This is a genomic window from Paraburkholderia nemoris, from assembly GCF_905221015.1.
GTDB lineage: Bacteria > Pseudomonadota > Gammaproteobacteria > Burkholderiales > Burkholderiaceae > Paraburkholderia > Paraburkholderia nemoris.
Genome location: NZ_CAJNBO010000046.1, coordinates 14,771 through 40,182 on the forward strand (window position 1 = coordinate 14,771; position 25,412 = coordinate 40,182).

Annotated in this window: 24 protein-coding genes and 2 pseudogenes; 18 read left to right on the plus strand and 8 right to left on the minus strand. The window is 62.0% G+C overall.

The annotated features are described in order from the left end of the window. The first annotated feature begins 251 nt into the window (after window positions 1–251). The gene (locus KHO33_RS38585) at window positions 252–779 is read left to right on the plus strand and encodes a hypothetical protein (RefSeq protein ID WP_200567937.1); all 528 of its coding nucleotides are present in this window, start codon (window positions 252–254) and stop codon (window positions 777–779) included. 13 nt (window positions 780–792) lie between these two features. Here the strand turns inward: KHO33_RS38585 and KHO33_RS38590 are convergent, their stop codons facing one another. Then, complete coding sequence (locus KHO33_RS38590; protein ID WP_200567938.1) at window positions 793–1,965, minus strand: tyrosine-type recombinase/integrase; 1,173 nt, start codon at window positions 1,963–1,965, stop codon at window positions 793–795. A 152-nt stretch (window positions 1,966–2,117) separates the two neighbouring features. Between KHO33_RS38590 and KHO33_RS38595 the strand changes: the two genes are divergently transcribed. From KHO33_RS38595 to KHO33_RS38610, 4 genes are all read left to right on the plus strand, one after another. Further along, a complete protein-coding gene (locus KHO33_RS38595; RefSeq protein ID WP_200567939.1) occupies window positions 2,118–3,143 on the plus strand; it encodes a DNA-binding protein in 1,026 nt (341 codons plus the stop codon). Further along, window positions 3,140–3,292, plus strand: coding sequence for a hypothetical protein (locus KHO33_RS38600; protein WP_234480871.1), 153 nt, complete (start codon window positions 3,140–3,142; stop codon window positions 3,290–3,292). Before KHO33_RS38595 ends, KHO33_RS38600 begins: the two co-directional genes overlap by 4 nt. 122 nt (window positions 3,293–3,414) lie before the next feature. Beyond that, on the plus strand, window positions 3,415–3,843 hold the full coding sequence (locus tag KHO33_RS38605; protein WP_200567940.1) for an antitoxin Xre/MbcA/ParS toxin-binding domain-containing protein: 429 nt from the start codon (window positions 3,415–3,417) through the stop codon (window positions 3,841–3,843). Further along, the gene (locus KHO33_RS38610) at window positions 3,843–4,310 is read left to right on the plus strand and encodes an RES family NAD+ phosphorylase (protein WP_200567941.1); all 468 of its coding nucleotides are present in this window, start codon (window positions 3,843–3,845) and stop codon (window positions 4,308–4,310) included. Before KHO33_RS38605 ends, KHO33_RS38610 begins: the two co-directional genes overlap by 1 nt. A gap of 181 nt (window positions 4,311–4,491) precedes the next feature. On the opposite strand, the gene KHO33_RS38615 is transcribed toward KHO33_RS38610, so the two are convergent. After that, window positions 4,492–5,274, minus strand: a complete 783-nt coding sequence (locus KHO33_RS38615) for an IclR family transcriptional regulator (protein WP_236074821.1) — start codon at window positions 5,272–5,274, stop codon at window positions 4,492–4,494. Between the two features lie 208 nt (window positions 5,275–5,482). Here KHO33_RS38615 and KHO33_RS38620 point away from each other — a divergent pair. From KHO33_RS38620 to maiA, 3 genes and pseudogenes are all read left to right on the plus strand, one after another. Continuing rightward, a pseudogene (locus KHO33_RS38620) lies at window positions 5,483–7,251 on the plus strand (FAD-dependent oxidoreductase). Between the two features lie 72 nt (window positions 7,252–7,323). Next, complete coding sequence (locus KHO33_RS38625; RefSeq protein WP_200567943.1) at window positions 7,324–8,664, plus strand: MFS transporter; 1,341 nt, start codon at window positions 7,324–7,326, stop codon at window positions 8,662–8,664. A gap of 73 nt (window positions 8,665–8,737) precedes the next feature. After that, window positions 8,738–9,406: a maleylacetoacetate isomerase gene (gene maiA / locus KHO33_RS38630; protein ID WP_234480876.1), complete on the plus strand. Its 669-nt coding sequence runs from the start codon at window positions 8,738–8,740 to the stop codon at window positions 9,404–9,406. Between the two features lie 100 nt (window positions 9,407–9,506). Here the strand turns inward: maiA and KHO33_RS38635 are convergent, their stop codons facing one another. From KHO33_RS38635 to KHO33_RS38650, 4 genes and pseudogenes are all read right to left on the minus strand, one after another. After that, window positions 9,507–9,824, minus strand: a complete 318-nt coding sequence (locus KHO33_RS38635; protein ID WP_200567944.1) for a hypothetical protein — start codon at window positions 9,822–9,824, stop codon at window positions 9,507–9,509. 32 nt (window positions 9,825–9,856) lie between these two features. Beyond that, window positions 9,857–12,872, minus strand: a pseudogene (locus tag KHO33_RS38640) (Tn3 family transposase). A 215-nt stretch (window positions 12,873–13,087) separates the two neighbouring features. Beyond that, the gene (locus KHO33_RS42425; protein ID WP_234480872.1) at window positions 13,088–13,360 is read right to left on the minus strand and encodes a phosphoribulokinase; all 273 of its coding nucleotides are present in this window, start codon (window positions 13,358–13,360) and stop codon (window positions 13,088–13,090) included. Between the two features lie 9 nt (window positions 13,361–13,369). Further along, entirely contained in the window at window positions 13,370–14,992 is a 1,623-nt protein-coding gene (locus tag KHO33_RS38650) for a phenylacetate--CoA ligase family protein (protein ID WP_200567945.1), read from the minus strand. A 1,292-nt stretch (window positions 14,993–16,284) separates the two neighbouring features. Between KHO33_RS38650 and KHO33_RS38655 the strand changes: the two genes are divergently transcribed. The 9 genes from KHO33_RS38655 (at window position 16,285) to KHO33_RS38695 (ending at window position 22,525) form a co-directional block, all read left to right on the plus strand. After that, window positions 16,285–16,860, plus strand: coding sequence for a recombinase family protein (locus KHO33_RS38655; RefSeq protein ID WP_200567958.1), 576 nt, complete (start codon window positions 16,285–16,287; stop codon window positions 16,858–16,860). A 14-nt stretch (window positions 16,861–16,874) separates the two neighbouring features. Next, window positions 16,875–17,411, plus strand: coding sequence for a transposase (locus tag KHO33_RS38660; RefSeq protein WP_200567946.1), 537 nt, complete (start codon window positions 16,875–16,877; stop codon window positions 17,409–17,411). Continuing rightward, on the plus strand, window positions 17,362–18,483 hold the full coding sequence (locus KHO33_RS38665; protein ID WP_200567947.1) for a DNA-binding protein: 1,122 nt from the start codon (window positions 17,362–17,364) through the stop codon (window positions 18,481–18,483). Before KHO33_RS38660 ends, KHO33_RS38665 begins: the two co-directional genes overlap by 50 nt. Then, window positions 18,480–18,695 (plus strand): hypothetical protein, encoded by a 216-nt coding sequence (locus tag KHO33_RS38670; RefSeq protein ID WP_200567959.1) that lies wholly within the window; start codon window positions 18,480–18,482, stop codon window positions 18,693–18,695. Before KHO33_RS38665 ends, KHO33_RS38670 begins: the two co-directional genes overlap by 4 nt. 23 nt (window positions 18,696–18,718) lie before the next feature. After that, the gene (locus KHO33_RS38675; protein ID WP_200567948.1) at window positions 18,719–19,591 is read left to right on the plus strand and encodes a hypothetical protein; all 873 of its coding nucleotides are present in this window, start codon (window positions 18,719–18,721) and stop codon (window positions 19,589–19,591) included. Window positions 19,592–19,610: 19 nt separating this feature from the next. After that, window positions 19,611–20,852, plus strand: a complete 1,242-nt coding sequence (locus KHO33_RS38680; protein ID WP_200567949.1) for a hypothetical protein — start codon at window positions 19,611–19,613, stop codon at window positions 20,850–20,852. Window positions 20,853–20,855: 3 nt separating this feature from the next. Further along, on the plus strand, window positions 20,856–21,239 hold the full coding sequence (locus KHO33_RS38685; RefSeq protein ID WP_200567950.1) for a DUF1841 family protein: 384 nt from the start codon (window positions 20,856–20,858) through the stop codon (window positions 21,237–21,239). Further along, entirely contained in the window at window positions 21,239–21,571 is a 333-nt protein-coding gene (locus KHO33_RS38690; RefSeq protein ID WP_200567951.1) for a hypothetical protein, read from the plus strand. The genes KHO33_RS38685 and KHO33_RS38690 overlap by 1 nt, the downstream gene beginning before the upstream one ends. A 144-nt stretch (window positions 21,572–21,715) precedes the next feature. Continuing rightward, window positions 21,716–22,525 (plus strand): hypothetical protein, encoded by an 810-nt coding sequence (locus KHO33_RS38695; RefSeq protein ID WP_200567952.1) that lies wholly within the window; start codon window positions 21,716–21,718, stop codon window positions 22,523–22,525. A 98-nt stretch (window positions 22,526–22,623) separates the two neighbouring features. On the opposite strand, the gene KHO33_RS38700 is transcribed toward KHO33_RS38695, so the two are convergent. Further along, window positions 22,624–23,493, minus strand: coding sequence for a ProQ/FINO family protein (locus KHO33_RS38700; protein ID WP_200567953.1), 870 nt, complete (start codon window positions 23,491–23,493; stop codon window positions 22,624–22,626). A 241-nt stretch (window positions 23,494–23,734) separates the two neighbouring features. Here KHO33_RS38700 and KHO33_RS38705 point away from each other — a divergent pair, with 241 nt between their 5' ends. Beyond that, complete coding sequence (locus KHO33_RS38705; protein WP_200567954.1) at window positions 23,735–24,325, plus strand: hypothetical protein; 591 nt, start codon at window positions 23,735–23,737, stop codon at window positions 24,323–24,325. Window positions 24,326–24,872: 547 nt separating this feature from the next. On the opposite strand, the gene KHO33_RS38710 is transcribed toward KHO33_RS38705, so the two are convergent. Continuing rightward, the gene (locus KHO33_RS38710; RefSeq protein WP_267915877.1) at window positions 24,873–25,316 is read right to left on the minus strand and encodes a tyrosine-type recombinase/integrase; all 444 of its coding nucleotides are present in this window, start codon (window positions 25,314–25,316) and stop codon (window positions 24,873–24,875) included. Window positions 25,317–25,412: the final 96 nt, after the last annotated feature.

A 25,412-nucleotide genomic window follows, 5' to 3' on the forward strand; every position in this document is an offset into this window, starting at 1 on the left:
CGTCGATGCGTGAACATTCCAGGCAGTTCGTTAGCGCGGGGGGCTGGAGTCTATCGGGCACGGAATGTCTGCCGGCTGTGCCATCGGCGCGCTGTCATGGTCCGCCGACACGGAGGATTGATATTGCACCAGGCAATCTGGGCGCCCTTTCTAGAAACGGATTTTTCGCTAAGGCCGCAGACTTCGATGTCGCCTAGCGGCCGAAGTCCTATAATTCGCGGCGTCAGAACCGGAGCGAAGGGTCCAGAAACATGAGCAAAGCCAGCAAGAAAAAAACATCGTCCCAGGCCCGCAAGCTGGCCGCGCGTGACCTGGAGGCATTGCGACGGGGAGCGGTTCAGTCTGGGGTCCCTGACTCTATCGTTCTCGACCGCAATGACCTGCCGCCGAAACAGAAAATCTCCTGGCCCCTGGCCCAGATGCTTCAGGAGGAGGTATCTGATGATCCGACTCTGGAGGAATATCAGAGCGCGCTGACGGCGATTGTGGCCGCATGGAATATCAGCCTCCTGCCCGAGGACGAGCGTGGCGAAGCGCTGCGTGAGCAGATCAGTTTCGACGAAAGTGTCCCGCCTGAAAAACGACGTGAGGTCACACAGGGCATCGAGCGGCTGATTGACGAAAAACTGGCCCGGTTTTGCCATGACCGACGCCGTATCGTCTCGTGGGAGGCGAGGCTCGAAGGCAACATACTTCGCGTCGTAGCGGCGTCGGCTGACGGTCCCCGGCACGACACGTTAGAGGATGTCATGCGGGGTTTACTGCGAACGATGACGTAGACAAAAACCCCCATCACCAGTCGATGCGGTGCTTTTCTTCCGTTTCGCGGTGGCGCTGATCGTCCTCACTGTGCAAGTACAGACTGGTCGTGGTGAGCGAGGCATGACCCAGATTGTCGCGCACGAGCCGCAGGTCGAGATTGCCATCGGCCATGTGGGAGCCCGCACTGTGGCGCAGCCAGTGCGCGGATGCGCGTTCGAGCTGCGCGGCCCGCGCGGCCTGGTCGTCGCCGCGCAGCCTCAGCGTTGCGGCCGCCCCCGCAAAAATCCCCTTGACGATGGTATGCAGCGCCGCACGCGTGAGCGGCTTGATGGACTGGCCGAGCGGCAGCACCAGCGGCGTGTCTTCATGCGGCGAGGGCAGGGCGGACAGGCCCCGCTCGCGCCGGTAACGCGACAGTTCGACCATCATCTCGGTCGACGCGGGTACCAGCCGCTCCCTGCCTCCCTTGCCGAGCACTTCGAGCCACCAGCGCTCGTGGCCATCGGCGTCGCGCCGGCAGAAGAACCGGCCCATCGTGTTGCCGCTCACCTCGGAGATCCGCAGGCCGCCGAGATAGAGCAGGGTGAAGAGCCACCGCGCGCGGAAATGCCGTTCACGCTCGCGGTCCGTCTCGCGGGGCAGGGCATCGATGTAGGTCTTGACCTCCTGCCAGAGTTCACGCCCGAGCAGGCGCGTCACGCGGGGTGCCGCGCGCCGCGCGCGCTGGCGCGACAGTGACAGCGGGTTGCCGGCGAGATAGCCGGCCTGAACCAGCCAGGCAAAGAGGACGTTGAGGATCACCATGGCCTGGCGCTGGCTGGTGGCGGCGAGCGGCCCGTGGAAGGGGCGCCAGCGCGGATCGTCGCGCGGAAATTTACGGCCGCCGGCCACCCAGCGCTCGCGCGGCTGGGGATCGGCGAGGAAGCGCTGGTAGGCCAGCAGGTCCTCGTGCGTGAGCGACGAGAGCGGCTTGCCGAGCTCGACGAGCGACCACAGCAGAAGCCGTTCGGACTCCTTACGATAGGTCTCGAAGGTGGTCTTCGTATCGGCCACCCGCGCGAGCCACGCGCGCACGGCCTCGAGATCGTCATCGGCGGCGATCTGGCGGCGGCCGCCAGCGCGGTTGACGCCATCGCGGCCGTCAAGTGCGGCGGGCAGTTCGAGTGCGTCAAGGGCGCATGGCGCGATCAGGGCAGTTTTCATGAGGCCTCGGGGCGGAATTGGGTGATTGTCGCACCCCTCGCGCCTCGCTTCAACATTATAGTGGTAATGTCAAAATTACGATTAAAAATAGTAGATTTATACGGTAGTACGCCGTAATATTTACACAATTCCCGTCGCCCGGTTACCTGCCCATGCCTGACGCCATCCCCGACGAAACCCGCCTCGCGGCCGAAATCGAGCGCCTGAAGGCCGATTTCCCGAAAACCCGCGAGCTGTACCGCGAGGCCTGTGCGCTGCTGTTCTTCCGCTTTGGCGTCACGCCCACGGCCAACCGCTTGTATCAGCTGGTGCGCCGCGGCAGCATGAGCACACCCGTCGCCGTGCTCACCGAGTTCTGGGCCGAACTGCGCGAAAAAAGCCGTGTGCGCATCGAGCACGCCGATCTGCCCGAGGATCTGCAGGGTGCCGCCGGCGAGCTCGTCGCCGCGCTGTGGAAGCGCGCGACCGGGGCCGCGCAGGATGCGCTCGAGGCGCTGCGCGCCGAAGTCGAGGAAGTCCGGCGTACAGCCGAGGCGTCGGTCGCCGCCATGCACACGGATCTTGAACACACGGAAACCGCGCTCGAACAGCGCACGGCGGCGCTACTCGCCGCGCAGGTCCGCATACAGGAGCTGGAACAGGCGCAGGGGGCCGCCGAGGCGACGCGCGGAGCACTGGAGGGCGAGATCGCACGGCTGCAGCAGCACGGCCGGGAGCGTGATGCCGCGCTCGAGCAGGCGCGCACCGACTTTGCCGCAGAACTCGAAAAGCAGCGGGCGAGTGCCGAGCTGGCCGAGGCGCGTCTGCAGGCGGCCGAGAAACGTGCGCTGATGGAAATTGAACGCGAGCGCAGCACGACCGTGCGTCTGCAGCGCGATCTCGAAGGCGCACGGCATCGTGCGGCCGGCGAGGAGAAGCGCACGCACGCCGAGATCCAGTCGCTACAGAGACATCTCGGCGATCTGCGCCATCAGACCGGCATGCTGGAGGGGCGACTGGCAGCCTTGCAGGTAAGCCATTCAGCCCAGGCGCAGGAACTCGAGGCCATGCGGTTGAAAGCCGGCGGCACAGCGACAACCCCGCGCGCCTCGCGGCGCGCAGCCCATGGTCGTGGTGCAGCCGCCGGCGCCACCAAACCAGGGCGTACCACCGCCCGCAAGGCGGGTACAAAGGCATGAGCAGCACACGGCGTGGGCGACGCCGGGTGGCCTGCCCGAAGATCGGCGCCCTGATGCGCTACGGTGAACGGGTGGTGCGCGTGGTCGCCGAGGCGCGTGATCATCGAGTCACGCGACGAAGACAGGCGGGTTTTCCGCAGCGCGGTTAAGTGGATCAACCTCGCGCCATTGCCCGAGCAGCTTTTTTGAGTCTCAATGCCTTCGCGCAAGGGTATCAGGTGACGTATAATCCGGTATCGTTTGATACTGAAAAATCCCTTGTGAGGCCCGCATGAACATCGTCTCGCCGGAAAAAATCGCCGCCGTCATGGCTCTGACCCCGCTGCCCAGATCGTTTGCGGAACTGGACGACCGGGTGCGCGGCGGACTGCCGAAGTCAGCCCTTCGCGCGAGCGTCGAGCACGCCGCACGGAATGCGGAAGAGCGTCGCAACCTGCTCTTCCGCATCATCCCCGAGGCCACCTTCAAGCGTCGGCGCGAACTTCTGAACCCGGACGAATCGGAGAAAGCCGAACGCTTGGCCCGCATCTTCGCCACGACGGAGTACGTGTGGGATTCGGAGACTGATGCGCGCGAATTCCTCAATACGCCCCATTCGCTGCTCGATGGCCGCACGCCGCTTGATGTGTCGATGACCGAACTGGGTGCCCGTCGTGTTGAAGAACTGCTCTGGAAGCTGTTTTACGGCATTCCCGCCTGATGCGGATTTATCGTATCGCCGACCGACGTCACCCCGTGTGGGACGGCACCGGCGCCAGCCTGGTGGGTGGCCGGTTCAACAGTCCTGGCAAGCCGGTCATATATGCTGCGGCGACTTTTGCCGGTGCGATGCTGGAAGTGCTGGTGCATGCCCGCATTGGCAAGGTGCCGCGCACACAGGTTTTCGTGGTGGCCGACGTGCCGGACAGCATGGAGATCGAACGTGCCGATGCCGGGAGTTTGCCAGCAGGCTGGGATGAGCCTGATAGCGAAGTCGCACGTGCATTCGGGGATCGCTGGATTACCGGGAACCGTACAGCGGTGTTGCTGGTGCCATCGGTCGTGGCGCGCGAAGAATGGAATGTGCTGGTCAATCCGGCTCACCCGATGGCTCAACGTCTTACGATAAGCGAGCCGCACCCGGTCGTGTGGGATGAGCGCCTGTTTTATCGAGCAGGTCCCGCATAGCCTCGAGCCGACGACCGTCGCAAACCTGCGCGCCGAAGGCACGACAGGATCGCTGGGCCGCACGGCTCTTCGTCAACCGGTGTGCCGTATCCCAGAGTTCAGGTACACGAGCCAGGCGCAACGCAATGACAGATAGAAGCGGACGGCTCTTCGATGACGTTCCGGCGCACGGAGGGGCACCTCAAGGCAGGCGTCTGACAAAGCCGAGGTGACGCGAAATCTCCTCGCAGCACGCGCCTAGCTTCTTCGCGACAGCGCCGTCCCATTTCGAGTCAAACGCACTTGCGGGACCCATCACCGTAACAGCGAGCACGATCTGGCCCAACGCATCGAACACGGGCGCGCTGAACGCGTTGATACCGGGAATCGGGTGGCCTATCGTGCGCGCCATTTCATGTCGTCGGTTCTCTTCAAGATTCGCTTCGAAGTCCGCTTTCGAGAGGCCCTTGTCTTCGTGCAGCGCGAGACGGGCGGCATCGCTCGCAAGAAAAATCTCGACGACCTTGTGCGGAAGATAGCTCGCGAAGAGCCGCCCCGTCGCGGTATTGCGCACCGACATCACCGCGCCCACGCGCAGGTTCACATGCATTGGCACGGGCTCGACCAGCTGGACGATGGTAGGTCCAAGATTGCCCCAGACGGCCACGGCGACGCTCTGTTCGACCGACGTCGCCAGTTGCGCGACGAGCGGCGCCGCTTCGCGCACCGGGTCCAGCTGATACAGCTTGGCCAGCCCGACCTGCAGGGCGAGCGGGCCGAGCGAATAGAGTCCGCTGCCGGGCTCCTGGCTCACGAACCCGACCTTCACGAAGCTGACCAGATAGGGATGCGCCTTGCCGACCGAGATGCCCGCGGCTCGCGCGAGTTCGCGCAACGGCATCGGCGTGAGGCGCGTTGCAAGCGCGATCAGCAGCTGGCTGCCGATCTCGATCGACTGGATACCACGACGGGCTTTTTGTTCCACGGAAAGGCGGCGAAAGCAACGAAAGAGGAGACTGGAAACGGGTCGGATTGTAGCACTGAGGCTCATGCCCGCGTGCGCCGTACGCCGTGTGCGTCAGGATGGTATTTTCGATTATATCGAATGCGTTGACGAATATCGAATGGCGAACTAGACTCCAGCAAACGATCAGACAGCGCCCGGCGCCGTCACGCAGACACAAGGAGACGTCATGACGACCGGCATTGCAGAGTGCGACGTACTCGTCATTGGGACGCGCGCTTCAGGCATGGCGACGGCGATCACGGCGGTGTCGCGCGGTCTGGACGTGCTGATGATCGAAAAGGAATCGCGCATCGGCGGAACCACCGCGCGCTCGGGCGGTTGGTTATGGATTCCCGGCACATCGATTGCGAAAGGGCAGGGAATCGCGGAGCCCGAGGGCGCCGCCGACACATATTTGCGGCACGAGGCTGGTGCGCACTACGACGCCGCACGTGTCGGCGCGTTTCTGCGCCATGGCCCCGAGGCCGTCGATTTCTTCACGCACAACACGGCGCTTCAGTTCGATATGCCGCCCGCTTTCCCCGACTATCACGCCGAAGCGCCGGGCGGGCAGCAGGGCGGACGATCGATGGTGACGCTTCCGTTCGACGGCCGGCGCCTTGGCCTGCACATCGCAGAACTGGCACCGCCAATGCCCGAGTTGACCGTGTTCGGCATGATGCTCGGATCGGGCAAGGAAATCTGGCATTTCATGCGGATGTTCCGCTCGTTTGCATCATTCGCCTACGTCACGCGACGCATGACGCGGCGTGCGCTCGACGTGCTGCGCTACGGACGCGGCATGACGCTGACCAATGGCAACGCACTGGTCGGGCGGCTCTATCGGTCGGTGCTCGATCTGGGGATTCCCGTCTGGCGCTCGACAGTGGCACGCACGCTGATCGTCGAAGATGGCAGGGTCGCCGGCGCGCGGGTGTCGCGCGAGGGCAAGCCTGTCGATATCCATGCGCGACGCGGCGTCGTGCTTGCGTGCGGAGGCTTCCCGCACGATATCGATCGCCGCGCGCAACTCTTTCCCCATGCGCCCGACGGGCACCAGCACTTCAGTCCTTCGCCGGCAGGCAATACGGGTGATGGACTGCGTCTTGCGGAAGCAGTAGGCGGCTGGGTCGACGCGATCATTCCGCATGCAGCTGCGTGGGTGCCCGCTTCGATCACGCAGCACAAGGACGGCACCCAAGGGGTGATGCCGCACTTCATCGACCGCGCGAAGCCCGGTGTAATCGCGGTCACGCGCAATGGGCTACGCTTCACCAACGAGAGCGACTCGTACCACGACTTCGTGCCCGCCATGATGCGCGCGTGTGCCGGCGACCCCGAGGTCTTCGCCTGGTTGCTGTGCGATCACAAGACCCTGCGCACGTATGGTCTGGGCTGTGTGCCGCCGGCTCCAATGCCACTCGGCCGGCATCTTCGCAGCGGCTATCTGAAGCGTGGCGTAAGCATTGCGGCGCTCGCCGCCGAAATCGGCGTGCAGCTGAAGCTCTCGCAGCCACGGTCGCCGAATTCAACGAAGATGCTCGCCAGGGCATCGACCAGCGCTTCGGCAAGGGTTCGAAAGCGTACAACCGCTATCAGGGCGACGCGATGCACCGTGGACCGAACCCGTGCATCGCGCCCATCCAGCAAGGGCCGTTCTATGCGATCAAGCTCGTGATCGGCGACATCGGCACGTTTGCCGGACTCACGACCAATGCGGCGACGCAGGTTCTCGACAGACAACGCGCACCCATCGCGGGACTGCATGCGGTCGGCAACGACATGGCGAGCATCATGGGCGGCAACTATCCCGGTGCAGGCATCACACTCGGGCCGGCGTTGACCTTTGGCTACATCGCGGGACTCGCACTGGCCGGCGCGGAGGAGGGCATGCGGCAGGACACCCTAGATTCAGCAAACGAAATCCAGCACTCCCCCGTACACCAGGCGCACTGACGCATTCACCTGACTCACTTTTGCTACTGGGCCGTCGCGCTGCGGCCATCGGACGCTTACAAGGAGATCTGCATGTCGCCCCCGAATCCCTCGCTGGCAATCGTGCCCGACGACGCCTTGCCAGGTGCACGCGCGCCCGGTGACGCGCTGTACCGGCGCATCTCACTGCGTCTCGTGCCGTTTCTGTTTATCTGCTACATCGTTTCGATTCTGGATCGGAGCAACATCGGCTTTGCGCAATTGCAGATGAAGACCGACCTCGGCCTCAGTGACACAATGTACAGCCTTGGTGCAGTGCTGTTCTTCGTCGGCTACGTGCTGTTCGAACTGCCAAGCAATCTGTTGTTGCGGAAGTTCGGCGCGCGGCGCACGTTCGCACGCATCATGCTGCTGTGGGGCGCGATATCGGTCGCGATGATCACAGTGAAAAACGTACAACAGTTCTATGTACTACGTTTTCTGCTTGGGGTATTCGAAGCCGGGTTCTTTCCGGGCGTCGTTTTCTACCTGACTTACTGGTTTCCGGCGAAACGGCGCGCGGGGGTGCTTTCGGTGTTTTACGCGGGTGTCGCCGTCGCGGGCATGGTGGGCGGCCTGCTGTCGGGCTGGATCATGCGCGGCATGGCCGGCGTGCTCGGCTTGCATGGCTGGCAATGGATGTTCGCCCTCGAAGGCGCACCGGCTGTCGTTCTCGGGCTGATCGCGTGGTTCTGGCTCGTCGACAAGCCTGAGCACGCGCAGTGGCTTTCGGATATGGACCGAAAACATCTCGCAGACGACCTCGCTACCGAGCGTAACGGCGCGCCTGGGCATGCCGCACATTCACTCGGCTCCGCGCTGCGCAATCCGCACGTTTATCTGTTCTCGTTCATCTATTTTTCGCTGACTTCGGCGCTGCTGTTGCTGCTGTTCTGGATGCCGTTGATGATCCGCGAATTCGGCATTCAGGACGTGTTGCACATCAGTCTTCTGTCAATCATTCCGAATGCGCTCGGCGGGGTAGGTGTGATCGTGATCGCGCGGCACTCGGACAGGACGCGCGAGCGACGCTGGCACTTTGCGACATGCGTCGGAGTCGCCGCGATCGCATTGCTGCTGCTGACCCAGCACTTCAGCAGTCTTGCTGTCATGCTCGGTTTGCTGTCGCTTGCCGCGCTGATGATCTTCGCAGCCCATCCGGTGTTCTGGTCTGTGCCGTCCACGTATTTTGCCGGCACAGGCGCGGCGGGTGCGATTGCGTTGATCAGCAGCATCGGCGTGTCGAGCGGGATGATCAGCCCTTGGGTGATCGGGCAGATTCGCACGCTCACGGGAAGCATGGACAGCGCGATGTACCTCCTGGCGGGTTTGCTGGCGTTGTGTGGGGCGGCGTTCGTGATCGGTGTGCGGCCGGTGAATCGCGCACAGCCGTAGGCAATATCTGCGGCTGTTTAATCACGTTGATGTGGGGAAACAAAAAGTGAATTCAACGACAGGATTTGCAGAGCTGGGCGCCGAGGTGGCGGGTCGCACGCTCTACACATATTTTCGTAGCTCGGCGGCATACCGGGTTCGCATTGCGCTCAATCTCAAAGGCCTGGACTATCGTTCAGTGCCCGTTCACCTGCTTCGCGACGGCGGACAGCAGCATCTGTCCGAATATCGCACGATCAATCCGTTCGGGCTCGTGCCGAGCTACAGCGAGGACGGGCGGATCATACGGCAGTCGCTGGCCATCATCGAATATCTCGACGAATGTCACCCGCAGCCGCCGCTGCTTCCAGGCACGCCATTTGCGCGCGCAGAGGTGAGGCAACTGGCGCTCTCTATCGCCTGTGATATTCACCCGATCAACAATCCACGCATTCTCAAGTATCTGGAGCGCGAACTGCATGCCGATCAGGAAGCCCGGCTTCAGTGGATGCGCCACTGGATGCAGGTAGGCCTCGAGGCACTCGAGGCCTTGCTGGCGGAAATGCGCTCATCGGGACGTTACTGCTATGGCGATCAGCCAACCTTGGCCGATTGCTGCCTGGTGCCGCAGTTGTTCAATGCGCGGCGCTTCGAGGTTGATCTCTCGCGATGTAAGCGGCTGCAGGAAATTGATGCGGCATGTGCGCAACTGCAGGCCATCAAGGAAGCACATCCCAGTCGGCAGCCCGATTCGGAGAACTGACATGCACTGTATCCAGGGCAATCCTGGTGCGCGAGGTGGCCTGTTCATCGCGACGCCGTTACAGTAAATGGATGAATCGCACAGCGCCTCGCGCGCTGCCTTACCCGGTGCGCGTCAGCATGCAAAGATCACGGAAGGTCCGCCACTCGCGCTCGTAACCCTGAATCTGCTTGCCAGCCGCCATGGATGGTTCACGTCTGCGCTCGCGCCGCACCCACAGGGGTGGCCCCTTGCATGCCGCACGGTGCTGCCAGATGGCGCCAGCATCCTCAGCAGCGTGGATCAGAATGCGTGTGTCGAAGATCGTCCCGCCAAGCCTCGTGGCCAGATCGTCAGCCGAGTAATTCTCGTCGGGTGTCATCACTGCAAGCAAGGCAGCGATCTGATCGCCTCTCGCCGGATGTCTGTTCCTGTTCATTGGGTTGTAAGCCGGAACCCCGGAAATTTCCGTCATCCAAACTCCAGCCCGGCCAGGAGCGCGTCCAGGTCGATCATGTTGCCGCCGCTCTGGAAGGTGTAATGCCCGTTCAGCAGGATGTGCCGCCAGGCCGCCGGCGACGTCCTGGTAATCAGCGCCACGGCCTTGGCGTTGCCGCTCTCCTCGCACTTCGTCAGCAGGTGCGAAAGGATGGCCGAGTTGTAGTAGATGATCGCGTTGGCGATCAGTCTGGCGCACTGGTTGCTGATCTCGATTTCGATGTCGGTGCGACCGGTCAATTCCTTCTTTCCACCGACCTGCGCGATGGTCGAGCGTAGCTGATGGTAGGACTCGATACGGTTCTGTGAGCGATGTACGTTCCGTTCCAGTTGCGGATCGCGCAGGTAGCGCAACGTGTAGATGCAGCGGATGAGCGTGTCGTACTCGAAGATCGCGCGCCGTGTCGGATTCGGCGCGGTGTAGGTGCACCGCTTGCGGATAAGCGTGCCCTGGGTCATTTCCTTGAGGCCCAGCGTGGCGACGATCTGGTCGATGTTCGGCTTCTCGCTGATGATGAGCTGCCGGTCGATCTGTCCGACCGGACGGATCAGGCACTTCTCGTACAGCGCCGGATCATCAGCGCTGTACAGCTCCTGGAGTTGGTCTTCGAGGTCGGTGAAGCGTGGCTCAAAGCGCAGCCCGAACCAGTGCAGGATGGCGAAGTTGGCCTTGTTGACGCTGTGCATGTCGCCGGTGATCGCGATCGGCACAATGTCTGACGTGTTGCGATACCAGATGTCGAACACGTGGTGGCCTTCGTACCCGTGCGCGCCGATCAGGTAGCCGTTGCGCGGCACGTGGTTGCACAGCAGTGTGTACGCGACGACGCCCTTGCCACGACCGAAATATTTGCGCGAGTAGCGCGCCTTCACGGGCGGCCGCTCGACGCCGAACTTTTGACCATCGACGGCACCGTACAGTGCATCAAGGTCAAACGAGTAATAAGGGAAGATCGGTAGCGTGGCGATGGCGTTGCTGATGCAGTCGTTTGCCGCGTGCAGCGATGCCTGGCGCAGGTACTGCTGGTAGGTCGTCTCCAGCACGTGGTACGGGATGTCGCTGGTGCGCGCCATGACCTGATTGCCGTGGTTCATCGCCTGCGCGATGATGACTGCCATCAAGCTGTCGGCGTCGGCCACCTTGTTCGCATAGCGCGGCTGTAATGGTGTCAACGCCGACAGAAACTGGCACTGGCCGTTGACGAAGCGGAACACGTCGGCGACATTGCAGTACGGCAGTTGCTCGTAAAACGCCTGTTCGCGGACCTTCTGGTTCTCGCCCTTGGGCTTGCGCCAGATCAGCGTCTGCGTGTCCTTATCGTAGTCCAGGTGCGTCAGCTTGCCCTGCTTCAACTCGCGGTTGAATGCCCGCCACTGCGCGCGCAACTCGACCGTCAGCGCATCGAGCTGGACATCGACCGGCTGCCGCAGGAAGGGGATGTCCATTTGCGCGAGCGCGTCGGACTTCTCGTCCATCGAGACGAGTTCGTCGGAGAAGCGGCGGTGTTGCAGGCTGTCGTCGAGATAGATTTCGCCCGATTTGAAGCGCTTTCTGATCTGCCGGTACAGCCAGAACTCGTAGCGATCGGCGTGCAGACCGGTCGGCTTGCCATTGGTATCGAAGGTCAGCAGGTATGGCCGCAGCCGTTTCGGCAACGTGGCCTCCGGACACTCGGCCAGCGGCCGTTGCGACAGACGCTGCTGCCTGGCGAACACGCTCCTGGCCCAGGCCAGCGCCGCGAGCCACGGACTGTCGGAGACGGTGCCGGCAAAGTCGAGCGCGACGTACAGCGGTCGCAAATGGCGGCGGATGCGTCCGGCCAGGCCGTCCACCGCCTGCCAGTGCAGGGCCAGCTTGCTCGCCGGCTTCACGCTCATGCGCTGGCCGGTGAGCTGAAGCGTGTCTTTCGGCATGATCTTGTACGCGCGCTGCCGCACGTTGCCGAACGGTGTAGCGTCGGCCACCGTGTCATCGACGTAGAGCAGCAGCAGGCGACCGACCTGCGGCGTGTCCTGCTGACGGCGCACCTGTTCTGCCACGAAAAATTTCTGCGCACCCGCGCTGCTCTCTTCCTCCAACTGCTTCATGTGGTAGGCCATCGCGTCGACCAGGTTATCGGAGAGCTGCCGGTAGCGTTGCCAGGCGTAGCACAGCAGATAAAGATGGGTCTGATCCGCCTTGAGGTTGCGCAGGTCGTGGACGGTGTAGAAGTTCGCCAGACTCGCGTAATACAGCAGGTTCTGCTGCGAAACGCCCAGCCTGGGCAGCAGCGCCTTGGCGATCCCGTGCAGCGGCTCCAGCGTGGCGCGCTTCTCGCGCTCGCGGGCCATCTGACGCCAGCTGAAGTCCTTGGCATCCTGCTTGAGCGCCGCCAGTTGAGACAGGGTGTCGTCGCGCACCAGGAGCTGGGCCAAGGCGGCTTTGGCCGGGTCATCGAGCACTTCCGCCACCAGGCCGCCTAACCGCCAGTGTTTCGCTGACCAGCTCTTGCAGGGTGGTGTAGCCCGGCCGGATGATCTTGTGCTCGTTGAGCCAGCCAATCAGCTCGGCGGCCACAAATCCCGGCGTCACGTCGCGCCTCACGATCTGCGTGGCCTGCTGCCCAAGCTGCGGCAGGAAATCGGCCGTCCACCGCCGATAGCCGAACAGCTCGGCAACACGCTCGCGCTGGGTGTAATGCTCATGTTTGGTGATCGGCTTGCGCTCGAAAGTTTCGCCGTGGAAATAGCGGCTCAGCACGAAAGCGCAATCGTCTTCGACATCGTCCCAGTCGAAGCGGAAGAAGGCTTGCTTGGCCTTGAAGTAGCCGATCTGCAAGAGGCAGTAGACTTGCGCAGGGAGGCTGGGACGGCTGCTGGCGAGCGTCAGTTCGGTTTCCGATAGCGACAGGAATTCAAGTCGTTGACCGTCATCGAAATCTGGCAACCCGTACAGGGCTTCCTGCTCGGCGTCGGACAGGATACTGAGCAGCTTATTCTTGTGCATCATCGGCAATTCTTCCGGGGCCTTGCCAGCCGACACGCGCTAGGTGTAACGACCTGCGTTTGAGATCGGGCAGACCTGCAATCGACGCGATTTCGGGCCAGCATTAATTGCAACTGACGGGACGGGCGAACCCGGATTATCTGCATCTGGGCCTGCATTCAGCCACGCCGACCTGCATTCCATCGTCTCGGACCGACATTATCTGCAACTGACCGCATTCAGATTGACAGCGCCGCAGCCAGCATTTTGTCGCGCACGGTCGCGGCCCGCACCAGCTCCAGGAAGTTGCTGAACAGTGCCTTGACTTCGGCCGACTTGGCATCGAACTGTTCGACGCGATAGCCGTGACGCGTCAGCGTTGGCTTGAGGTCGCCGAGCTGACGCGACAAGACCGACTCGACCAGCGCAGCCGGCACGGGCTTCTCGCCGATCAGATATCCCGCCTCGAATGCAAGCGCCAGATGAAGCTGGATCCGCAACGGCGTGCACAACGTATGTCTTCACGCGATGTATTTGTTCTTTATTCGAATGTCGCGACCCTGAAAAGGGCCCGTGTCGTGATCGTGGAGATGAATGCGAACCTGCGCAGGATCAAAGAGCCGCGAGACTTCGCGGAAGTCCTGGTTCACCCGCTTGAGTCCGTCGAAGATGTCTGCATGTAGTCCGGTCTCGTCGATCGGTGTCGGATTCAGGCCCAACGCGCGTTCGAGGTGAATGTCCAGCAAGCTGGTGAGATGCTCATCTTCCGCCGTAGCAAGCTGGAAGGTGCTGATGGCGCTTTGTAACGCTGGCGTGGCGGAGAGGATCTGCTCGATGTCCGAAGGAAACACCTTGGCGCCGTAGAACGGCACGCTCGAGTCATTGCGGCCGTAGACGAACAGAAACGGAAAATGGCTAGTGCGCGGCGCGAGACTGGCAAGCTCGACCTCGTGCGCGGCAAGGCGGGCCGCCAATGTCCCGAATGTGTAGGTGCCGCCGGAATCGCGGATGTTGTAGCGGATTTTGGGCGCGGCGCCGGATTGACGGCCGATGGTAACGAGCAGTTCGCCGTCGGGGTTGGTTTCGATGACGTAATCAAGCGCGTTGTACTGGAAAATCATGGGCGGCGTATCGCGGCCGAACAACTCGCGGCAAAGCGCGGGGCGATCCAGGAGCAGACGGCGCAGGCCGATGGTGGTCGGTGTTTCGACGCCGATGTTGATCTCGAGGTCGGAGGCGCCATAGGACGAGATGACCGTACGGGCTTTCTGCAGCAGATAGCTGCGCAGACCTTCCGAGAGCCCTTCTCCGCCGACGATAAAATCGATGTGATACGCACTGAGATCGAGATCACACTCGTCGACAAACGAGCGGATAAAAGGAGGGTACCCGAAGATCAGATACTGATATCCAGGTCCAAGCAGCTTGAGGGTATTGACAAGCTTTGACTTATCGGGACCGATAGACTTCAGGATGCCGACATCGACCAGCGACATGGAGACATTCATGCCCGTAGCCCACGGGCCAAGCGCAAAACAGTTCAACAGAATCTTGCCGGAGTCGCGAAACACCAGCTGATAGTTCAACTGAAGGATGCGTTTAACGTCGCTGCGCTCAGCCGCGCTGCGAATCCAGTTGTTCGGCTGTCCTGTCGACCCGGACGACTCATCGATCACGACGCCCGAGCGCGGAATGGCTCCCCCGTAGCAGCGTTGCTCGATCGAGTAACGCTTCACGTAATTCTCCTTGGTCATCACCGGCACATCGGCCAGCCGCCATTTGCCGCTGGGCCGGTACGCTTCTGCCTTGAGAAACTCCGAATACGCGGGGCAGATGGCACTCGCCTTGAGAAAGGCTGCGCGAGCGCGCATGCGGCCGACACTGGCCAGATACGGCTGGAACACGGGCGCATTGAGAAAAACGTAGAGGCGCCCATCCACACTGATCAAACGACGGAAAAACCAGAGTGTCCAGAGGACGGTCTCAAGATAGAGGCGGTAAAGGATGTTCATTGGGGCGTCGGATACGTAGTCGGGATCAGGATATCTGCAAGCAGGCGGCGTTGGCTCGGCGGAGGGGTGTCGGAGTAGCCAATCTTGAACACGAGCCACGCGCCGGGAACCTGTGTGCGCGCTTCGAGCCACGAGGCAGCCTTGGGGTTAGTGACAAGGTTGCCATACGGATGCAGGTAAAGGCCCAGGCTCGTCAACTCGAGCCAGAAGCGCAACAGAAAGCGGCCGGAATCGATGGCATTTGCTGGGTTAAAGAAATCTCCGCTCAATATGCCGATAGCGGGAACATGACCCAGTTGTTGGCGGTACCGGCGCTTCAAATAGTAGCGGGTTGGAGCAAAAAGCAGGATCTTTGACAATCTGGCGGAGAGCCAGAATTCGACCCGGGACAGGTTCATGCAACGCCAGTCGAGGCCGTCCCGGTGTTCAGTGGTCGTGCGTTCGGTGAAGCGGAACCATGCCGTTATCTCGTCATGGTACTGGGCGACATTCATGTCGTGAAAGACTGCGTCAATATTCTGGGCGAGTATCGACTCAATCGCGGCCGGGTCCGACAGGTGCGTATAGCGATGGCCCCATGCATTGGCGAGAGCGGCCAGCCTGACAACTGCCGAATCGGGCACAGGTATCGGATGCAGAGGAATGCGGCACGTACGGCGGGCCAGAAAAAGCTCAGACGGGTAGCTGCCGTGAGCGTCCGGGGCGACAACGAGCTGCAGCGCCGCAAACGGGATCAGTTCCGGCGACGTGGGACGGGACACCATATCAGCAAGTTCCGCCACAGCGTGGTGCAGACGCCACTCAAGGCGCAGGCCGTGGTGTGCCGCCAGCAGATCGATGGCCTCAATGAACATCGCCATCGCAGAGAGCAGGAAAGAACCTGTCGTATCTTCGTTCGGCAGGGTGCGAGCGCCGTCGATGAACAGTTCGGCGTGATGGCTCGAGACGAGTTGGACGCGCCACGGTTGAACGTTGTGCGGCGACGGAGCATGACGCGCGATAGACAGTAGTGCGTGCCAGAGGGAGAAAGTTTCGGTTCCCGCTTCGGTCATTCTTCGTGGTTTCCTGTTTGATGCTTCATCGGTCCACCGCTATTGCGACGCAATCGGCGAAGTTGCGCACAAACATTCGCGTATGTCCCAGCCGTGAACTTCCTGCCCGCATGGGTCGGTCTATTGCCGTTCCTCGCGCGGGGCGAGGTGCATCAGCTCCGACGCGTCGCTGCGGAAAAGCACGTACCGATGCCGAGAGTCTGTGTTCAGTTCTGTCGCCATTCGACGTCTGTCCACCAAACGATCGTTTGATGGACGCAGAGCGCTCGCGATCGGGATATCGCTGAGAACCTTATGAAAGGCGTCCAATATCTGCTTCCATCTTTCAACGTCCGACTATACTGCATATTCATCGGACAAACGGGAATTCGTATGTTGATTGGTTACGCCCGTATCTCGACCGACGACCAGCATCTCGGCCTGCAACGCGACGCCTTGGCAAACGCCGGCTGCGAGCGCATGTTCGAGGACACCGCCAGCGGAGCGAAGGCAGAGCGCACCGGATTGACGGCACTGCTTTCCTCGCTACGATCGGGCGATACGGTCGTGATCTGGCGTCTCGATCGGCTCGGGCGATCGTTGAAAGACCTGATCTACCTGGTCGAACAACTGGATACCGCTGGCGTTGGCTTGCGCAGCTTGCAGGAAAGCATCGACACCGCGTCGATCGGTGGCCGGCTCGTGTTTCACCTGTTCGGTGCACTTGCCGAGTTCGAGCGGAACCTGATCCGCGAACGCACCCGCGCCGGCCTGTCGGCCGCCCGCGCCCGAGGCCATAAGGGCGGGCGCAAGAAGCGGCTCGACCCGGAGCGCGAGCAACTCGCCTTGCAGCTCTATCATGAGCGCCGACATACGGTGGAAGAGATCTGCCGGCTGATGAACATTGGCCGCTCCACCTTGTACAACTATCTGACGCAGGCGGAGCGTAATGCCCAGCGAGCGGCGTAATCGGCGTAATCAGCATGAGTGAATTTCGCCGACTGGCAGAAAAGATCGATCAGCACATGCAACAGCTTTCTGCCCTGGGCGTCAACGACGCACCTGCCATCCTTAATCGCATGATGGGATACGTGCCCGATCTGCATAAGATCTGGGTCGGAACATCCGACAATGAACTCATTGCACTGTCCAACGAATTCCCCGGGTTTTACCGCTACGCCCTCACCATGGAAGAGGCGTTCGAAGTTGAATGCAATAAGGCATCTCGGCCCTATGACGGCATGGCGAAGCTTCCCGAACAGTACAGGCAACGGGGAACTCAACTGCTGACAACGGCGGCGACACTCGAGCGCGGCTATCAGGCGTTTCGTGGAAGCGGCAACCTGCAAGTCTTTCAGCCTCAAGTCGACGAGATGGACAAGCTGCATCGGCAATGGCTTTCCGATCTGGAAGGCTTCAAAAACTCTCTACGTGCGCTGGGCGCAGAGCCCAAGGCATTGGAGTACGTGAATGAAGCGTTCGGACGCCTTGCCGAACGTATCAGGAAACTTGCAGGTTGAAGCTGGAGATGGGGTGACGGAATTTTCCGGGGTTCCGGCGTACATCCCCATCCCCGACGAAACCCGCCTGCAGGCCGAAATCGAACGCCTGAAGGCCGAGTTCCCGAAAACCCGCGAGCTGTACCGCGAAGCCTGCGCGCTGCTGTTCTTCCGCTTCGGCGTCACACCCACGGCCAATAGCCTCTATCAGCTCGTGCGCCGCGGCAGCATGAGCACGCCCGTCGCCGTGCTCGCCGGGTTCTGGGCCGAGCTGCGCGAAAAAAGTCGCGTGCGCATCGAGCACGCCGATCTGCCCGAGGAACTGCAGGGCGCCGCCGGCGAACTCGTCGCGACACTCTGGAAGCGCGCGGCCGCGGCCGCGCAGGCGTCACTTGAAACGCTGCGCCTGGAAGTGGAGGATGTGCGGCTTGCCGCCGAGGCAACAGTGGCCACCATGCGGGCCGATCTCGAGCGCACTGAAGCGGCACTTGCACAGCGCACCGCCGCGCTGCTCGCCGGACAGATACGCGTACAGGAACTGGAACAGGCGCAGGCAGCCGCCGAGGCCACGCGCGGCGCGCTGGAAGGCGAAATCGCGCGGCTGCAGCAGGAAGGCCGCGAGCGGGACGTTGCGCTCGCGCAGGCACGCACCGACTTCGCAGCTGAACTCGAGAAGCAGCGGGCGAGCGCGGAACTGGCCGAGACACGTTTGCAGGCGGCCGAGAAGCGTGCGCTGCTCGAAATCGAGCGGGAGCGGGCAACCAGCGCGCGGCTGGTGAAGGAACGCGATGCAGCCGTGCGGCGTGCCGAGCACAGCGAAGCTCGCCTGCACGCCGACATTCAGGTGCTGCAAACGCAGTTGGGCGATGCGCGTCAGCAGATCGGTGTGCTCGAAGGCAGTCTGGACGCAGTCCGTCGCGTGAACGCGGAGTGTACCGAGGAGCTGAAAGCGCTCCGCCAGCAGGGATTGGCGCCCATTCCGGGCGGAACAGCCGGTCGTGCTGGCCGGCGCAGGGGTGAAGCGATGGCGAGCGCCGCCCGCCGGCTAGCCCGTTCCGCAGGCAAGCCCACGGTGCGGAAGAAAGCCACGTGACGAAACCGGCATCCAGACGTCCCGGCAAGCCGCGTCGCCGTCGCTGTCCACCGATCGGTGCACTGATGCGCTATGGCGAACGGATCGTGCGGGTTGTCGCCGAAGCCAGTGGTCAGCGCGCCATCATCGAATCGGTCGACGACAGTGGCCGGACGTTCCGAAGCACCGTGAAATGGGCTAACCTTGCAGACCTCAATGATCAACTCTTCTGATTTCATTTTTGACGCGTGCCGCGATGCAACTCGACCTGTTCGCCAATAGCCAAGATGTGATGCTCCGCAACGATGTGCTCGACGCCCTGCAACGGCGTCATGCACCTGATGCCCGCCAGGCGTGGGAACAGCTGACACGCGAGTGTCCCGGCGATGACACGGTGCCGGGACTCGCGGTACTGATCGCCGCGCTCGAGGACGTGTCGACGGCGCGCTTTGTTGACCATGCTTCGCTTGCCGCAGCCTGTCGTGTGCTGTCGGAGGAGATTTCGCCAGCGGCCCGGCGCCTGTTCGGTGAGCAGGCTGCCGTCGCCTGGATGGCGTCGTGCTGGCGAGCGCTCGCGCAGCGAGCCGTCGCCCTGCCGTTTGACGCCGGCTATAGCGACCATCACGCGGCGCCGATGTGGTTGGAAGCGGGTGAGTGGGTTGCGGCGAAACAGGCGGTCGAACGCATTGCGTCGTGGCGCCGCATCCCGGCGCCACTGGCGTGGATAACCGAAGCGCGGTATCGCGCTGACGGGCTGGATGCCGCATGGCCATTGCTGGCGGAGCTTGCATGGCTTGCGCCCGCCCGCTGCGTGGCGCTGCTGACGCGGATCGGCGACGCCTCGCTGGACGCGTTGCGCAGGCAGTTCGACGCGCAATTCGTCGGGACGGGCGAAATCACCGACTTCGACTGGTTTCCGGCGTGGCTGCTCACGGTCAAGCCGGGACTGGCGGCCCGCCTGCGCGGGGCGCGGCTGTCACGACACATCGACCCCGAACGGGCAACGTCGATGCTGTGGCAGATCCTGAGTCTCGAGCGTCAGGGGCGTCAGCACGATCTCGTCGAGCGCCGCAAGGCATTACGCGACCTGCATGCCGGCCTGTACGCCGCTTACATGAAGACGCGCTGACACGGCGCACCTGAAGATAATGACCCGTACCACACCTCACAAATGGACTTTCCCGGCCCGGTTCCGGCGCGGCGCGTTTGGCTGGAAATCTGCGCTGCCGATCCAGCGTCTGAAGGAAGCCGTCACGGAAATCCGCCAGGTCGCTCGCAGCGAGCCTGTTGTCGCAGCCGACGGCGCCGTGTCTCTGCTCGAGAAGCTTTCTCCCGCGCTCGAACAGGTGGACAGCTCTTCCGGTGCCATCGGCACCGCGGTGAACCGTGCGATCGAAGCGCTGGTGCCGGTCATCGCCGGGGTCGATGTGCCAGTTCCCATGCGGGAGCGCTGGCTCGAGCGTCTGTTCGAGGCGCTACAGGGCGATCAGATGCCGTACATCGAACGCCTCGGCGATTACTGGGGCGAACTGTGTGTCACGCCTGCAATCGCCTCGGCATGGGTGGACCGGCTGTTACCCATTACTGCGCGCGTGATGGGCGCTGAGGGTCTCGGTGAGCATTTCGCGGGCACCATCGCCTGCCTGAGTGCGCTGAATGCCGCACGTCGCCATGAGGAGCTGCTCGCGCTCGTGAACGGAGCACGCCTGAACTGGTGGGCGTATCGCCAGTACGGGGTGGATGCACTGATCGCACTTGGCCGTTCGGCTGAAGCACTGCGTTACGCGGAAGCGTCCAGGGGGCTGAATGCACCGGCTGCCGCCATCGCCCGCAAATGCGAGGCAATCCTCCTGGCGTCGGGCATGAAGGACGAGGCGTATCGGCGCTACGCGATCGAGGCCAATCAGGGGCAGACGCATCTCGCGACGTTCCGTGCCATTGCAAAAAAATATCCGGACCGGCCAGCGGAAGGCGTCCTCCGCGATCTGATCGCAAGCAATCCCGGCGCCGAAGGGAAATGGTTTGCCGCTGCCAAAGACGCTGGTCTGCTCGATCTGGCTGCGTCTCTCGCGATGCGAAGCCCCACTGATCCTCGCACCCTGACACGGGCCGCGCGCGATTTCGTCAGCCAGGCGCCCGCATTCGCCGTGACCTGCGGTACAGCGGCGCTGCACTGGATAGCCGCAGGTTTTGGTTACGACATCACGGGCAGCGATGTGCTCGATGCTTATGGGGCGCTCGCCGATGCGACGCTCGCCAGTGGCATGACGCGAGACGAGCTCAACAGGCGCCTGCGCGATCAGTTCGCGGTCGGTCCGGGGTATTCATTCGTCGCCTCGGTGCTGGCGCATCATGTCGCGCCTGACAGGCAGAAATCAGTGCAGGATTGAATCATGGATGCGTACAACCCCGAGCGCGGGCCCGCGCCTGAATCGTGGCTCGAACTCGACGAACACGAGCGGATTTCTCTCGTCGAAACCTGCCATCGCACCGCGCGCATCAGGCTGCCCAACGTCACGATGCATGCGATGCTACACGTGATTGTCGAAAACCAGATTGCCCTGGACCTTGAGCCCGTGGTCCAGGCGATGCATCGCCTCAGGAACGAGGGACTCACGCGACACGATGCGATCCACGCGATCGGCTCCGTTGTCGCAGAGCATCTGTTTGACATCCTCAAGACGAATCAGAACGACGATGCTGCCGTTTCGCAGGCGCGTTACTACGCGGCAGTGGAGCGATTGACCGCCACGAGTTGGCGCACGGGTGAGCCCTGATGCCGATACCTTCGAAGCTTCAGCCATGGTTTGAAGCGAGGCAGCGCTTCAGGTTGAGCCATACCCATATCCAGATGGCTCGCGAACTGGGATTGAATCCCCGAAAATTCGGGTCGCTGGCTAATGAGCAACAGGAACCTTGGAAGCGCCCCCTCGCGGAATTTATCGCGCATTGCTATAGCAAGCGCTTTGGTCGTGCTACGCCGGAAATCGTGCACACTCTGGAAGAAGTCGTGAAGCGTGCGGAAGGGCAACGCAGCGAGCGGAAAAAAAGAAAAGCGAGCAAAGAGGCCCTGCCTGCAGGCGATATGGCTGATTGTCGAACGAAATGAACACCGCACGTATTGGGGTGCACTCAGGATTCGGATTTTCCTTACGCCAGCGGCTCCGAATGCCCCGTCAATATCAGCGTGACGGCAAATCCGGAACGCGGCGAACTGTTATAGAGTTCACGAAGTTCCGTTCCGGGGGAAAACATGAATTGGGAGCGCGGTCTGGGAGTCGCAAACCTCGTAATCGTGGGCATTACGTTGATCGGGGGCGGATATGAGTGGCTAACCTTCAAACACACCTTTGAAGACCAGACGCTCAAACAGCTTGCCTACCAGAACGAACAACTGAAAATCGCACTCGGTACGGACGAACAGAAGCCTATCGATTACGACGGCGATCTGGCCATAACCCAGATCAAGAAGTACCCTGACGGCACTGCCCTGTATGACGTGAGTTACGACGTTACTAACAAGAACACGTCCAAGTCGCTTGTCCACGTCACGTACAGCAGCGCGGAATTGTATCTCGGCGATCCGTCCGCAAAAGAGCCCGCTTTCGGTTCTGCAATCGCAATCAACGACGCACCCGACCCATGGCATCCACAGGAGAGCGGGCTGATTTCGTGGCGGCGGATTGCCTATGAGGCAGACGTTGACGACGGCCCGACGAATCCCACCGTCATGAAATGGATACACGACCACGGCTATACGTCGATTTCGCACGGCGGCCTGACCGGCACCCTCGCAAGTGGCACGTCGAACGAATACATGCCGGAATTCCTGATTCGGGCAAAGCCGAGCCAGTATGTTGACGTGGTAGTCAGTTTCGGCGTGGACGATTCGCTAGACGTGGCTTCGCCGAATGTCGGACTCGTTGCCGACTCGTTGTTGCTCATTGACGCCGAGACTGACAAACATGAGGACGCGGCAGCTAGAAGCGGCCCCCACACTCATGGCGGCACCAAGTCTCACAATCGGGCCTTGCTGGAGCAGAAACGGCACACGCCGACGTGAGTGCGCTCGCATAGGGCCTGTTTCACAGGCCCTAAAGTACGGAAAAATCCGAATCCTGACGGCACCCCAAACGGCCCGACCGTCACCTACAAACTGCTTCAGGCCTTTGCAGCCCGAGCCATGAAGTGCACTGGCTCAACACCCATGCCCGCTTCCTTCGCCCTGGTCCGCTCCTTCTGGCAGACCAGCGCCGCATTCGCGCGGGCGATGTGCTCCGCAGTGATGCCCGGCCCGGCCGACACACTGCCATCCAGTTCGTAGCGCGGACCACCTGCGGCGACACGCTCGTGATAACGCGGATCGTTCACGTGCCGCCGGAGCACCATCTGGATAAGTGCCTGCCCGTACTCCGGGTGTCGCGCGGACAGCTCGCTGGCCACGCCGATCTTCAGTGGCAGGCGGTCGCGAAACGCCGGATATTGCTTCGAGAAAACGTTCCAGATCGCAAGGAACTGACGGTGGCGTTTGATGCGCGCGTTGCCGTCTTCGCCGGCGCGCATCGCCGCCTGCCGTGCGGGCGCTGGGTGCTGTCGCGGCACAGTTGCAGGTCGGCTACCGGTTTTCGGCGCGTGGGCCAGCGCAGGTTGACGGGGCGGGGCACTCTGCGGCTGTGCCCCGGACGCCTGCTCCATGCTTTTGCAGATTTCGAGAAGCCCCTCTTTCAGGCTGAGGGTGCGGCGTTGTTGCGATACGACTTTCACATCCAGCTCTCTTGTACCTAAGACCAGACGGCATGATACCGGAGTGGGGGACGCGCCCTCCGCCCGGCAATGATCAAAGCCATCAAACCCAAGCTGGCTGACGAAGCCCCGGTGCAGGCCATCCTGGCCGCCATGGAGCCCGGAACGCACTACACCTTGCATGACCTCGCCCGACATACTGGCATCAGCGCAACGGAAGTCCAGCGCTTGGTTGCTGACGCCCTGGCGCGGGGCACCGTACGCAAGGCCGTCAGCGACAAACGGCATCGCTACCAGCTGGCAACCGCTGAAGACCTCGCACGGAGCAGCAGGCGACGAGCCAGCCCGAAGTGGAGCGCCCGACGCTACGCGGCTACAATACAGCGTTCCGCAACTTCCGTGACCAGTGCATGCTTGTGCGTCCACCCATACAACCAGTCTCGCCCGCGACGACGCAATCCCGGAAGCAGCGTGTGCCGGCACAGCTATCGGGGAAGGGCACACGCAACGCCGGAAGCGAGGATGAAGCATGATGAAGCGAAACAGTAAGCCGGGATTTATCGCGTGGCTCGTTGCATCCGTTCTGTCGCCGCTGCTCGCCTGTCAGCTTGTGCAGGCGGGTGAACCGGTTCGTCCGCTCTCGCAACGTCTGGCCGATGCCGCGCTGGAAGCGCCGGCCGCTGCGCAACCGGATGGCTCGCTATATGGCGTGCCTCGCTGGAATGCAGCAACGGGACGCACGTACCTGGGCATGAAATTTCCCGGAGTGCTGTCGTGTGCCTATACGGTAAGCGCGATCTTGCGCAAAGCGGGACATCCGGTCGGCGCGCTCGCATCGGTCCGGCAGGTCGACTCAGTCCTGTCCAGATGGCCTAAAATTTCCGATCCGGACGCATTGCAACCAGGGGATGTCGTGTTCTGGAAGCCGCGACGCGTACCGGTGCTGGGCAGCATGTGCGGTACAGTTCACTGGCATGTCGGCATCTCTACGGGCGGCACCCGGACCGTCGATAACGACTGGTGGTCGGGCCAGCCTCAGCCAAACACCGTGAGCCGGGTTTGCTCCGTTTTCGCCTATGCGCGCCGACCAGCGGAACAGGCGTTATCAGCGACAGATTGAAACGACGGAGCGTACCTTGTTGAGGGGGCCCAGCACGCCATAACAGCAAAAAACTATTGTCCCACACGCCCTCCCGTCAGGGGACGTCAGGGGAGTGCGTGTATTTCGCAAGCAGCTCGCCAGTCCGTTCAAGCTCAGGCTTCTTCTTGAACTGCCTCCGGTTCTTCAACTCTTCGACTGCTTCGGCCGCCGGCTCATCTGCGCCGGACGATTCACCCGATTCATCCACACTGGCCGATCCCATGTGCCCGAGGTTGAGGTTGTCAGGGTTATCTGCAATGAGCGACCCGCGCGCGCTCCACCACCGGCCTGCGCATTGCACGGGAACTGCTGCTGCGCACTTGCACTCGAGGGTCGGCCGGGATTCGCAAATATCTGAAGCTTAAGATATGGCAGAGGATTTTTTGGTTAGCGATCGCGGCCGCAGAGGCATAACGGAGCCGATCAAGATCAGTACAATAACGATTATCCACACGGGGGAAATAGGCGAAGCGATGGCCGGAGAGCCTCCTCCAGCAGGCAACCTCGGCCATCGCGATGCGCATAATCAGAGCGTTTCGAGGAACGCCATGACCTTGTCAGTCGCGTGATATCGTGGTGTACGCTGTCCGGCAGGCCGCAGGTGGCCTAACGCTTCTTCCTTGTGGGCAAGGTTGGACTCCATGTAGATGTGCGTCGTGTCGATGCTTTCATGGCCCAACCACAGTGCAATAACACTGATGTCGACGCCGGACTCTAACAGATGGGTCGCCGTCGCGTGTCGAATGACGTGAGGCGAGATGTGTTTTTGGCGCAGGCTTGGACAGGCGGGCACCGCGCTCGCAATCGCCTTCTGCAGGATGCAGTCGACGCCGTTACGGGTCAGTTGCTCGCCACGATAATTGGTGAACAGACGCGCCGCGGGGGTGGCATCCTGCTCACGCATCCATTTCCGGATTGCATCGGCGGTCTTGGCCCAGAGTGGGACGCACCGCTCTTTGCGATCATGCAAATATTTGCATGAGCACGATTATGACGATCTTGGGATTATGCGCAGTTTCGCGCCACGGACACTCGTTTGTCCTTCTGCGATGGGCTATGCATGGCA

Coding starts and splice junctions, on each gene's coding strand:
- KHO33_RS38585 (WP_200567937.1), top strand. CDS start 252: ATGAGCAAAGCCAGCAAGAAAAAAACATCGTCCCAGGCCCGCAAGCTG.
- KHO33_RS38590 (WP_200567938.1), bottom strand. CDS start 1,965: ATGAAAACTGCCCTGATCGCGCCATGCGCCCTTGACGCACTCGAACTG.
- KHO33_RS38595 (WP_200567939.1), top strand. CDS start 2,118: ATGCCTGACGCCATCCCCGACGAAACCCGCCTCGCGGCCGAAATCGAG.
- KHO33_RS38600 (WP_234480871.1), top strand. CDS start 3,140: ATGAGCAGCACACGGCGTGGGCGACGCCGGGTGGCCTGCCCGAAGATC.
- KHO33_RS38605 (WP_200567940.1), top strand. CDS start 3,415: ATGAACATCGTCTCGCCGGAAAAAATCGCCGCCGTCATGGCTCTGACC.
- KHO33_RS38610 (WP_200567941.1), top strand. CDS start 3,843: ATGCGGATTTATCGTATCGCCGACCGACGTCACCCCGTGTGGGACGGC.
- KHO33_RS38625 (WP_200567943.1), top strand. CDS start 7,324: ATGTCGCCCCCGAATCCCTCGCTGGCAATCGTGCCCGACGACGCCTTG.
- KHO33_RS38635 (WP_200567944.1), bottom strand. CDS start 9,824: ATGAACAGGAACAGACATCCGGCGAGAGGCGATCAGATCGCTGCCTTG.
- KHO33_RS38655 (WP_200567958.1), top strand. CDS start 16,285: ATGTTGATTGGTTACGCCCGTATCTCGACCGACGACCAGCATCTCGGC.
- KHO33_RS38660 (WP_200567946.1), top strand. CDS start 16,875: ATGAGTGAATTTCGCCGACTGGCAGAAAAGATCGATCAGCACATGCAA.
- KHO33_RS38665 (WP_200567947.1), top strand. CDS start 17,362: ATGAAGCGTTCGGACGCCTTGCCGAACGTATCAGGAAACTTGCAGGTT.
- KHO33_RS38675 (WP_200567948.1), top strand. CDS start 18,719: ATGCAACTCGACCTGTTCGCCAATAGCCAAGATGTGATGCTCCGCAAC.
- KHO33_RS38680 (WP_200567949.1), top strand. CDS start 19,611: ATGACCCGTACCACACCTCACAAATGGACTTTCCCGGCCCGGTTCCGG.
- KHO33_RS38685 (WP_200567950.1), top strand. CDS start 20,856: ATGGATGCGTACAACCCCGAGCGCGGGCCCGCGCCTGAATCGTGGCTC.
- KHO33_RS38690 (WP_200567951.1), top strand. CDS start 21,239: ATGCCGATACCTTCGAAGCTTCAGCCATGGTTTGAAGCGAGGCAGCGC.
- KHO33_RS38695 (WP_200567952.1), top strand. CDS start 21,716: ATGAATTGGGAGCGCGGTCTGGGAGTCGCAAACCTCGTAATCGTGGGC.
- KHO33_RS38700 (WP_200567953.1), bottom strand. CDS start 23,493: ATGCCGTTTGTCGCTGACGGCCTTGCGTACGGTGCCCCGCGCCAGGGC.
- KHO33_RS38705 (WP_200567954.1), top strand. CDS start 23,735: ATGATGAAGCGAAACAGTAAGCCGGGATTTATCGCGTGGCTCGTTGCA.